This window comes from Nocardioides zeicaulis (genome assembly GCF_042432345.1).
Lineage (GTDB): Bacteria > Actinomycetota > Actinomycetes > Propionibacteriales > Nocardioidaceae > Nocardioides > Nocardioides zeicaulis.
The window spans coordinates 2,310,597-2,315,460 of the sequence record NZ_JBHLXH010000001.1 but is presented as its reverse complement, the minus strand read 5'-3'; the positions used below and the strand labels follow the sequence as shown (position 1 = coordinate 2,315,460).

Genomic DNA, 4,864 nt, shown 5'->3' with positions numbered 1-4,864 from the left:
GGCGCCCGCCGACATCGTGCCGAGGCTGATCACCAGGCCGAGCGGGACCACGACCGCCGTCATCCGGCGGGAGAAGCCGTGCACGTTGGCCAGCGCGAGGCGCGTGCTGGGGCTCCCGCCTCCCGTGAGCCGGCGGCCGACGCCGAACGCGGCGCGCACGAGCGCCGGGCCGGCGCAGGCGGACGCCCCGACGAGCAGCAGCGCCGACGTACCGGCCGCCGCCGCTCCGGCGGTTCCGGGCACGAGCAGGGGGGTGAGCGCCGAGGCGAGGCCGCTGAGGGCGAGGCCGACCGCGGAGGCCTTGCGCAGCCTGCCGATGCCGTCGGCCTCGACGGCGCTCGAGCGCACCGCGGCCGTCGGCGGGGTGGCCAGCACCTCGCGCGTGGCGAACCGCCCGGCGAGGGCCGCCACCGGAAGGACCAGCAGGACGGCGACGACGACGGGCAGCGGCGACAGGCTCGTCTCGAACCCGGCGGGGACCATGCCCGCGTGCTCGAGCAGGGGCGTCAGCAGGCGCGGTCCCCACAGCGCCGGGACCGCCCCGAGCGGGACCGCGGCGAGCGTCACGGCGGCGGTCTCGAGGGAGACCAGCCGGCGCACCTGTCCCGCGGTCGCGCCGACGGCGCGGAGGAGGGCGAGCTCGCGGCGACGCTGCCTGAGCGCGAGGCTCACCGTCGAGGTGACGACCAGGAGCGTGACGACGAGAGCCGTCCCGGCGAACGAGGAGGCAAGGGCGACGAGCGCCCCGCCTCCCTCGGCCCGGACGCCGGACTCCACGAGCGCACCGGTCAGGCTGGTGACCGCGCCGGCCGCGGCGAGCACGACGAAGGTCCCGCCGAGGTCGGCCCGGTGGGCGCGGGCGGACGCGAGCGCGAGCGCGCGCAGGTCGGAGGGGTACGTCGTCGCGCTCACCGGCCCAGCTCCAGCAGCCGTGCCGCGACCTGCTCGTCGCTGGGGGCGTGCATCCGGTCGGCGACCCGGCCGTCGGCCAGCAGCACCACCTCGCCGGTGGCGGCGGCGACGCCGGCGTCGTGGGTGACCACGACGAGCGTCTGGCCGAACTCGCGGGCGACGTCGAGGAAGAGGTGGAGCACCTGGCGGCCGGTCCGGGCGTCCAGGGCGCCGGTCGGCTCGTCGGCGAACACGATGGAGGGCCGCGCGACGAGCGCGCGGGCGATCGCGACGCGCTGCGCCTGGCCACCGGACAGCTCACCCGGGAGCCGGTGCTCCAGCCCGGCGAGCCCGAGGCGGTCGACCAGGTGGGCGCTCCACCCGGCGTCCGGGCGGCGGGAGGCGAGCACGAGCGGCAGCGCGATGTTGGACGCGACGTCGAGGTGCGGGACGAGGTTGTAGCCCTGGAAGACGAACCCGACCTGCTCGCGGCGGAAGCGGGTCAGCGCGTCGGGGCTCATCGCGTCGAGCGCGTGCCCCGCGACGCGGACCGAGCCGCTGGTGGCGGTGTCGAGGCCTGCCGCGACGCTGACGAGGGTGGACTTGCCGGAGCCGGAGGGCCCCATGACGGCGGTGACGGACCCTGTCAGGAGCTCGAGGTCCACGCCGCGCAGGGCGGGCACGGGAGCCACACCACCGTAGGTCTTGTGGACGCCGGTCAGGGACACGGCGACCCGGGCCGGGTCGCGCGGGGCCGGGTCGTGCGGGGCCGGGTCGTGCGGGGCCGGGTCGTGCGGGGCCGGGTCGTGCGGGGCCGGGGCAGGTGCGGGGAGGTCGCGGGTGGTGGACATGTCGTCCACGCTAGGAAGCGCGGACGTCGTCCGGCAGCGCCGCAGGATGCAACTTCCGCGTCTGCATCCTTTGATGCAGGCCGGGGTCGTCCGGTCAGCCGCCGACCTCCACGAGGCCGTTCTGGTAGGCCCAGACGGCCACCTGGAGCCGCGAGCTCACGCCCAGCTTGGGCAGGATCCGCGCGAGGTGCGACTTGACCGTCGAGGTCTCGACGATGAGCGCGCGGGCGATGTCGTCGTTCGACCTCCCCTCGGCCAGCAGCAGGACGATGTCGAGCTCGCGGGGCGTGAGCAGGTCGCTCCCCCGCGCCGCGGTGACCGGCTGCGTGCGGCGGCGGCTGACGAGCTCGCCCAGCACGCGCTTGGTGAGGCTGTCGGCGATGGTGCCGTGCCCGGCGGCCACCGCGCGGACGGCGTCGGCCACGACGTGCGGCTCGGCGTCCTTGAGCAGGAAGCCGGAGACGCCGGCCTCGAGCGCCCCGAAGAGGTACTCGTCGATGTCGAAGGTGGTCAGGACGAGGACGGGCACCTTGTCCTCGACGTCGGGTCCGCAGAGCTGGCGGGCGGCGGTGATGCCGTCCATGCGAGGCATCCGGATGTCGAGGCACACGACGTCGGGGCGCAGGTCACGCGCGACGGCCACCGCCTGCTCGCCGTCGGCCACCGAGGCGACCACCTCGATGTCGTCCTCCAGGCCCAGCATCATGGTCAGCCCGGCCAGCACCATCGGCTGGTCGTCGGCCACCACGACCCGGATCGTGCGTGCGTTCACGTCGTCGTTCCTTCCACGGACGGGGCAGCCAGGCGGGGGCCGTCGTCGATCGGGATGGCCAGGGTCACCCGCCACGTGCCGTCGACCTCGCCGTGCTCGAGCCTGCACCCGGTGAGCTCGGCCCGCTCCCGCATGCCCACCAGGCCGAACCCGGCCCGCGACGGGGACGGACGCCGGGCTGCGGGCGCGAGGTCGTTGACGACCGTGAGGCGCAGGGCGTCGGCCGAGGTGGTGTCGACCTCGACCCGGCACTCCTGGCCGGGCGCGTGCCGCGCCGCGTTGGTGAGCGCCTCCTGCACGGTGCGGTAGGCCGCGAGCTGTACGAGGGGCCCCACGTCGTCCTGTCCCGGGCGGTCGGCCGGGCCGGACCTGATGAGGTGCACCGGCTCACCCCGCTCCCGGGCCGCCTCCACGAGGGCGGGGATCCCGTCGAGGGACTCGCGGGTCGGGGCCACCGTCGGGTCCTGACCCGTGGAGCGCAGCATGCCCACGAGGCCGCGCATGTCGCGCAGCATGCTGGTGGTCTGCTCACGCACCTGCTCGATCGCCTCCTTGGCGGCCGCCGGGTCGCGGTCGACCTGCTTGCTGATCGCGGCCGACATCACGGCGATGCCGGTGAGGTGGTGCGCGGCGATGTCGTGGAGCTCGCGGGCCATCGCCGTCCGCTCGCGCGCCACGGCGGCCTCGACCATGGCCGTACGCTCGCCGGTCTCGGCGCGCAGCTGCTCGGCGCGGGCCGCGCGGGTCTCGCGCCGGGTGCCGACCACGACCCCCACCAGGGCGCCCAGCCCGGCGACGCCGAGGCCCTGCACCACCGCGCCCGCGACCGCCTGCCCCGCCGGTGCGCCGGCCCCGCGCTGGGCGAGCAGCTCACCGGTCGCGACCAGCACCGCTGCGACGGCGAGGGATCCGCCGCCGCGCGCGTCGACGCGCCGGCTCGCCACCCGGTAGGCCGCGACGAGCACCGCGACGCTGGTGGCCCCGATCGCGGGACCGAGACCGACCAGCGCCCCGAGGGGCGCGGCCACGGCGGTGACGACCAGCGCCAGCGGCGCCCGGTCGCGGAGGAGCAGCAGGACCGCCTGCGCGAGGACGAGCAGCTCGCCGACGAGCCACGGTGCCCCGCCGAGCCGCGGGGCACCGGCGAGGTCCTCGGGGAACGAGGACCTCGCGGCCGCCACGAAGGAGAGCAGCGCCGTGGCCACGACCGCGGTGGCGACGGAGACCTGCGTGCTCCGGCGTCCCATGGCGTCAGGCTAGCGCCGCGCCAGCCTCAGATGACGAGGCCGAGCAGCAGCACGAACACCAGGCCGGAGACCGAGAGCACGGTCTCCATGAGCGACCAGGACTTGAGGGTCTGGCCCACGCTGAGCCCGAAGTACTCCTTCACCAGCCAGAAGCCGGCGTCGTTGACGTGGGAGAAGAACACCGACCCGGCGCCGACGGCGAGGACCACCAGCGAGGTCTCGCCGGACGAGAGGCCGTCGACGAGCCCGACCATGAGCGAGGAGGCGGTGATGGTGGCGACGGTCGCCGAGCCGGTCGCGAGGCGGATCAGGACGGCGAGCACCCAGGCCAGGAGCAGGACGGAGACGTTGGCGTCGTCGGCCCACTCCGCGAGCAGGGTGCCGAGGCCGGTGTCGACGAGCACCTGCTTGAAGCCACCTCCGGCGGCGACGATGAGGAGGATGCCGGCGATCGGGGCGAGCGACTCGCCGGTGACCTTCGAGACCGCCGCGCGGTCCATGCCGGAGGCCTTGCCGAGGGTGAACATCGCGACGACGAGGGCGATCGACAGCGCGAAGATCGGCTCGCCGAGCAGGTCGAGCACGCGGCGGACGGGCTGGGTCTTGTCCTCGACGGCGATGTCGGCGACCGCCTTGCCCATCATCAGCACCACGGGGAGCAGGACGGTGGCGAGGGTGACGCCGAAGGAGGGGCGCCGGCCGGTCGCGTCCTCCCGCGCACCGGCGTCGTACGTCGCCGGGGCGGGCACGTCGACCCACTGCCCGGCGAGCCGGCCGAAGAGCGGGCCCGCGACGACGACGGTCGGGACGGCGACGAGCACGCCGAGGGCGAGCGTGGTGCCGAGGTCGGCACCGAGGGCGCCGATCGCGACGAGCGGACCGGGGTGCGGGGGCACCAGGCCGTGCATCGCGGAGAGGCCGGCGAGGGCGGGGATGCCGACGGTGATGATCGAGAGCTGCGCACGACGCGCGACCAGGTAGATCACCGGCATGAGCAGCACGAGGCCGATCTCGAAGAACATCGGCAGGCCGATGATCGCGCCGACCAGGGCCATCGCCCACGGCAGCATCCGCGGGGAGGCATGGCCCACGATCGTGTCGAC

The 4,864-nt window shown here is 75.4% G+C and carries 5 protein-coding genes; all 5 read right to left on the bottom strand.

The genetic code is table 11. The features are described 5' to 3' along the window. The coding region (locus tag ACFFJG_RS11340) for an FtsX-like permease family protein (protein WP_378518838.1) at window positions 1-912 on the bottom strand (912 nt) is incomplete at its 3' end. Continuing rightward, window positions 909-1,742, bottom strand: coding sequence for an ABC transporter ATP-binding protein (locus ACFFJG_RS11335; protein ID WP_378518836.1), 834 nt, complete (start codon window positions 1,740-1,742; stop codon window positions 909-911). The genes ACFFJG_RS11340 and ACFFJG_RS11335, both read right to left, overlap by 4 nt. 94 nt (window positions 1,743-1,836) lie before the next feature. Further along, window positions 1,837-2,514, bottom strand: coding sequence for a response regulator (locus ACFFJG_RS11330; RefSeq protein WP_378518835.1), 678 nt, complete (start codon window positions 2,512-2,514; stop codon window positions 1,837-1,839). Then, the gene (locus ACFFJG_RS11325; RefSeq protein WP_378518834.1) at window positions 2,511-3,761 is read right to left on the bottom strand and encodes a sensor histidine kinase; all 1,251 of its coding nucleotides are present in this window, start codon (window positions 3,759-3,761) and stop codon (window positions 2,511-2,513) included. Before ACFFJG_RS11325 ends, ACFFJG_RS11330 begins: the two co-directional genes overlap by 4 nt. A 26-nt stretch (window positions 3,762-3,787) precedes the next feature. Further along, a partial coding sequence (locus ACFFJG_RS11320) for a GntT/GntP/DsdX family permease (RefSeq protein WP_378518833.1) occupies window positions 3,788-4,864 on the bottom strand: 1,077 nt, incomplete at its 5' end.